General features: G+C 75.0%; 6 protein-coding genes. All 6 read left to right on the forward strand.

Annotation, left to right across the window (positions count from 1 at the left end; translation table 11 throughout):
- Positions 1-357: 357 nt before the first annotated feature.
- Positions 358-1,515: an LLM class flavin-dependent oxidoreductase gene (locus ACFW1A_RS37930; protein WP_380417764.1), complete on the forward strand. Its 1,158-nt coding sequence runs from the start codon at positions 358-360 to the stop codon at positions 1,513-1,515.
- Entirely contained in the window at positions 1,512-2,009 is a 498-nt protein-coding gene (locus tag ACFW1A_RS37935) for a GNAT family N-acetyltransferase (RefSeq protein WP_380417766.1), read from the forward strand. Before ACFW1A_RS37930 ends, ACFW1A_RS37935 begins: the two co-directional genes overlap by 4 nt.
- Positions 2,006-2,917 (forward strand): ABC transporter substrate-binding protein, encoded by a 912-nt coding sequence (locus ACFW1A_RS37940; protein WP_380417768.1) that lies wholly within the window; start codon positions 2,006-2,008, stop codon positions 2,915-2,917. Before ACFW1A_RS37935 ends, ACFW1A_RS37940 begins: the two co-directional genes overlap by 4 nt.
- Before the next feature lie 18 nt (positions 2,918-2,935).
- A complete protein-coding gene (locus ACFW1A_RS37945) occupies positions 2,936-3,703 on the forward strand; it encodes an amino acid ABC transporter ATP-binding protein (RefSeq protein WP_380417770.1) in 768 nt (255 codons plus the stop codon).
- Positions 3,704-3,792: 89 nt separating this feature from the next.
- On the forward strand, positions 3,793-4,377 hold the full coding sequence (locus ACFW1A_RS37950; protein ID WP_380417772.1) for a hypothetical protein: 585 nt from the start codon (positions 3,793-3,795) through the stop codon (positions 4,375-4,377).
- Between the two features lie 145 nt (positions 4,378-4,522).
- On the forward strand, positions 4,523-5,450 hold a 928-nt coding region (locus ACFW1A_RS37955), incomplete at its 3' end, for a serine/threonine-protein kinase (protein ID WP_380417774.1).

The raw sequence follows: 5,450 nt of genomic DNA on the forward strand, positions 1-5,450 counted from the left end.
GCCCCTGGTCACCCGCGACCACATCGACTTCGGTCGGGTGTGGTCCGCGGCGTGTCGCGGCTGACCCGGCAGCGGGCCGTCTGACCGGCTCACCAGCGCCGACCCGGCCGCGCCCGGCCGTCGTCGCGCCTCTCCTGCGGAGACCTCCCTCGGTTGCCCCGTCACGGGCCGGGAACCCCCGGCCGGGCCTTCGCCGCCCGGCCGGGGAGCGGACGCACGCTGCCGTCCCCACCACCACCGCCGTTCGCTCCAGCTGACCGGCCGTCACGCCCATCGTCCGCCGCCGACCACCCGTTCCGGTCGGCCGGTTCCGCATCCCCGCTTCCCCGCATCCCGCTTCCCGAGAGGGGCACCGTCATGCCTGTCGAGTTCCTGGGCATCGCCGCCACCGGCGACGGCTCGGAGACCACCGCCCGCACCACCGCCGCCTTCGACCGCGACTACACCCTCCGGCTGGCCCGCGCCCACGAGGACCACGGCTGGGACCGGGTGCTGTTCGCCTACGGCGCCGGCTCGCCCGACCCCGCGCCGGCGGCCGCCTACCTGGCCGCCAAGCTGGACCGGCTGCAGATCCTGCTGGCGCACCGGCCCAACGTCTCCTACCCGACCTTCGCGGCGAAGACCTTCGCCACCCTGGACCGGATCAGCGACGGCCGCCTGACCGTGCACTTCATCACCGGCGGCAACGACCGCGAACAGGCCCGCGAGGGCGACTTCCTGACGAAGGACCAGCGCTACGACCGGACCCGCGAGTACATCCGGATCGTCAAGAAGATCTGGACCACCAGGGAGCCCTTCGACCACGAGGGCGAGTACTACCGGTTCCGCGACTTCGTCTCCGACGTGTTCCCGGTCCAGCAGCCCCGGCCGGGCGTCTCGTTCGGCGGCTCCTCCCCCGCCGCGTACGCCGCGGGCGGCGCCGAGGCGGACGTCTACTGCCTGTGGGGCGAGCCGCTGGAGCGCACGGCCGAGCAGATCGAGGCGGTCCGGGCGGCGGCGCGCGCGGCGGGCCGCAGCGACCTGCCGCGGATCCAGGTGGCCTTCCGGCCGATCATCGCGCCGACCGAGGAGCTGGCCTGGGAGAAGGCCCACCGGACCGTCGACGCGATCAAGGCCCGGCGGGCCGCCGCCGACCCGGCGGCCGGCCGGCACCGGCAGCCGGCCGCGGACGGCGCCTTCCACCCGGAGAACACCGGCTCGCAGCGACTGCTGGAGATCGCCGCGGCCGGTGAGCGGTACGACCGCGCGCTGTGGACCCCGACGGCGGCCGCCACCGGCGGCGCGGGCAACTCCAACGCCCTGGTCGGCACGCCCGAGACGGTCGCCCAGGCCCTGCTGGACTACTACGACCTGGGCGTCGACATCCTCTCCGCCCGCGGCTACCACCTGCTGGACGACGCGATCGACTTCGGCCGCCACGTCATCCCGATCGTCCGCGAGGAGGTCGCCAAGCGGGACGCGGCCAGGGCGGCCGCGGAGCGGGACCGGCACCAGCTGATCGCGCTCCAGGCGTGACCAGGGCCGAGGAGCCGGTCCTGGAGGTCCGCCGGGTCGGCCTGGACGATCCGCTCACCGAACCGCTGGTGCGGGAGCTGACGCACGAGTACGTCAGCCGCTACGGCGAGGGCGGCCGCGCCGAGATGACCCGCTACCCGGCGGCCGAGTTCGCCGCACCGCACGGCCTGCTGCTGCTCCTGCTGCAGGACGGCCGACCGGTGGCCGGCGGCGCCTACCGGCGCTACGACTCCCGCACCGCGGAGCTGAAGCGGATGTGGACCGACTCGGCCCACCGCAGGCGCGGCCTGGCCCGCCGGGTGCTGGCCGAACTGGAGCGGGCCGCCGCGGCGGCCGGCTACCGCACGGTCCACCTCACCACCGGTCCGCGCCAGCCGGAGGCACGCTCCCTCTACCTGGCGGCCGGGTACACCCCCCTGTTCGACCTCACCGCGGACCCGCTCGACATCGGTCCGCTGCCCTTCGAGAAGCACCTGACGGAAGAGAACTCGTGAGACGCGCACTCCTCGCCGCCGCGGCCACCGCCACCGCCGTCCTGCTGGCCGGCTGCGGCACCGACCCGACCGCCCGCCCCGCCGGGCCCGCGACCCAGGACGTGGTCGCGGGCGAGCAGCAGGTGGCGGCCGTGGCCGCGCTGCTGCCGCCGCAGGTCCGCGCCGCCGGGACGATCAAGGTCGGCAGCGCCATCGGCACGCCGCCCTCCGCCTACTACCCGGACCCGGCGACCGAGCGGCCGGCCGGGTTGGACATCGACGTCACCGACGCGGTCGCCAAGGTGCTCGGCCTCACCGTGGACCGCCAGGAGGCCTCCTTCGAGAGCATCCTGCCCGCCCTCGGCAGCGGGAAGTTCGACGTGGGCACCGGCAACTTCGGCGTCACCGATGCCCGGTTGAAGACCATCGACTTCGTCACCTACATCGACGACGGACAGGGCTTCGCGGTGCGCAAGGACAACACCGCCGTCCCACCGGTCACCGACCTGGCCCAGCTCTGCGGGCTGACCATCGGCACCGGGGCCGGCACCACCTTCGAGACCACGCTGACCGCCAAGAAGGACGTCTGCGCCGCCGCCGGGCGCAAGCCCTACCAGGTGAAGGTCTTCTCCGACACCGCCGCCACCCTCACCAGCCTCCAGCAGGGCCGGGTGGACCTGGTGATGTCCACCATCAACGGCCTGCGCTACCAGGCCGACCAGGCCGCCTCGGGGACCAGGTTCCTCGGCGAGTTCCACCGGCTCGACGTCGGCTTCGCCTTCGCCAAGGGCTCGCCGCTCGCCCCCGCCTTCCAGGCGGCCGTCAACCGGCTGATCCAGGACGGCACCTACGACCGGATCCTGCGCAAGTGGGGCGTCACCGGCTCCGCGATCCAGCAGTCGCAGATCAGCCCGCCCGAACACCCCTGAGATTGCGAGGACCCCGCGATGAGCGGTGCCGTGATGGTCGACATCCGCGGCGTGCACAAGAGCTTCGGCGGGCTGGAGGTGCTGCGCGGGGTGGACCTGCGGGTCGCACCCGGGTCGGTGACCGTGATCATCGGCCCGTCCGGCTCCGGCAAGTCGACGCTGCTGCGCGCGGTCAACCACCTGGAGAAGCTGGACCGGGGCTACGTCGCCGTCGACGGCGAGCTGATCGGCTACCGGCACGCGGGCGGCCGGCTGCGCGAGCGGGCCGAGCGCGAGGTGCTGCGCCAACGCACCCGGATCGGTTTCGTCTTCCAGGACTTCAACCTCTTCCCGCACCTGACGGTGCTGCAGAACCTGGTCGAGGCACCCGTCGGCGTGCTGCGGCGCCCGCGGGCCGAGGCCCGGACCGCCGCGCTGGAGCTGCTGGCGCGGGTGGGCCTGGCCGACAAGGCCGATGCCTACCCGCGCCGGCTGTCCGGCGGCCAGCAGCAGCGGGTGGCCATCGCCCGGGCCCTGGCGCTGCGGCCCAAAGTGCTGCTCCTGGACGAGCCCACCTCCGCGCTCGACCCGGAGCTGGTCGGCGAAGTGCTGGACGTGGTCCGGGACTTGGCCGGCGCCGGGACCACCATGATCATCGTGACGCACGAGATCGGGTTCGCCCGCGAGGTGGCGGACACGGTGGTCTTCATGGACGGCGGCGTGGTGGTCGAGCAGGGGCCGCCGGCCCAGGTCCTGGAGCACCCGCAGCACGAGCGCACCCGGGCCTTCCTGGGCCGGGTCCGCTGACCGCTGACGCAGCGCCAAGTGCGCCGCCCCGCCCGTCTGGCATGCTGGACGGGCACCGCCCGCACCCGCAGAGCCACCCAGGAGGCGCCGTGCCCGAGGGCTTCGACCGGCCCGGTTCCGCCGACCCCGGCTGGACCGGGGCGCTGCGGGCGTTCGGCCTCCCGGCGGCCGTCCTGGCGCACCCGCGACCGCAGTGGCGCCGGACGGCGGGCGTGCTGGCCGCCGACGGGGTGGTCCACCAGGTGGAGGTCGGCTACGCCGACGCCGCCGGCGCCCACCACGCCCAGGTCGTCACCCACCGGGTGCCGCCCGGGGTCCGGGTGTACTCCACGCCCGACCCCGCGTCCGTCCTCTTCACCTTCCTCGCCAACGCCGCACCCGACGAGCTGATCCCGCTGCCCGGCGGGCACTACCTGTCCGCGGGCTCGCTGCTGCTGCCCGACGGGCAGCTCCGGGCGCCCGGCAGCTGGCTGGAGCTGCCGGGCGAGCCCAGCACCGGACCGGGCCGGCTCGTCGTGGACGGCTCGGCGGTCGGGGCGGCCGGTTTCCACTACGCCGACTACGCGGTCACCACGGCGGTGCTCGGTGCCACGACGGTCGTGGTGGTCAGCGCCGCCGCCGTGCACGACGAGGCCGTCCACCTCACCTTCGAGCTCCCCGCCCCGGCCGCCTGAGCGCAGGCCCGGTCACCCGCCGGTCCGCCTCACCGAATCCTCAGGTTCCCCCGGGCAGACTTCGCCGGGTCCACCAGCACGAACGGGTGAGGACCGGGCTCCGCCGCCGGCGGCGCCCGGCGCACGGAGCAAGGAAGACACCGCCATGAACCGTCCAGGGGAACACATCGTCGGTGACCGCGTGGCCGGACGGTTCGAGCTCCTGGCGCGGCTGGGCAGCGGCGGCATGGGGACGGTCTGGCGCGCCCGCGACCTGCTGCTGGAGCGCGAGGTGGCGCTGAAGGAGATGCGCTCGTCCGTCGCCGACGACCCGGGCCGGGCCTACCGGGTCCGGGAGCAGGTGCGGCGCGAGGCCCGGGCGCTCGCGCGGATCACCCACCCGAACGTGGTCACCATCCACGAAGTCCTCGACCAGCAGCCCTACCCGTGGCTGGTGATGGAGCTGATCACCGGTCAGAGCCTGCGCGAGCTGCTCGACCGGGGCCGGCTCACCCCGACACGGGCCGCCCGGATCGGCCTGGACGTGCTCGGCGGGCTCGACGCCGCGCACGCGGCGGGCGTGCTGCACCGCGACGTGAAGCCGGGCAACGTGCTGATCCGGCCGGAGGGCTCCGCCGTGCTGACCGACTTCGGCATCGCCACCGTCCAGGGCGCCGAGACGCTCACCGCCCCCGGCGACATCCTCGGCTCGCCGGAGTACATGGCACCGGAGCGGATCCGCGGCGCCGCGGTCGGGCCGGCCTCCGACCTGTGGTCGCTCGGCATGCTGCTGTACGTCTGCGTCGAGGACGCGAACCCGGTGCTGGGCGACTCGGTCTGGGAGACCCTGCGCGCGGTCTGCGAGGACCCCGTCCCGCCCCCGCGCCGGGCCGGGCCGCTCGGCGCGGTGATCGAGGCCCTGCTCGCCCGCGAGCCCGAGCAGCGCCCGTCGGCCGGCCGGCTGGCGGCGCTGCTCGGCGCGGTGGTCGGGGGCGAGACCGAGACGGTGGTCCTCCCGCCCCGGCCGCGGCCGGTGGAGACCCGCACCCTGGTGGCACCGGCGCTCCCCGCGGCGCCGGCCGCACCCGCACCCC

This window comes from Kitasatospora sp. NPDC058965 (genome assembly GCF_042741245.1).
GTDB lineage: Bacteria > Actinomycetota > Actinomycetes > Streptomycetales > Streptomycetaceae > Kitasatospora.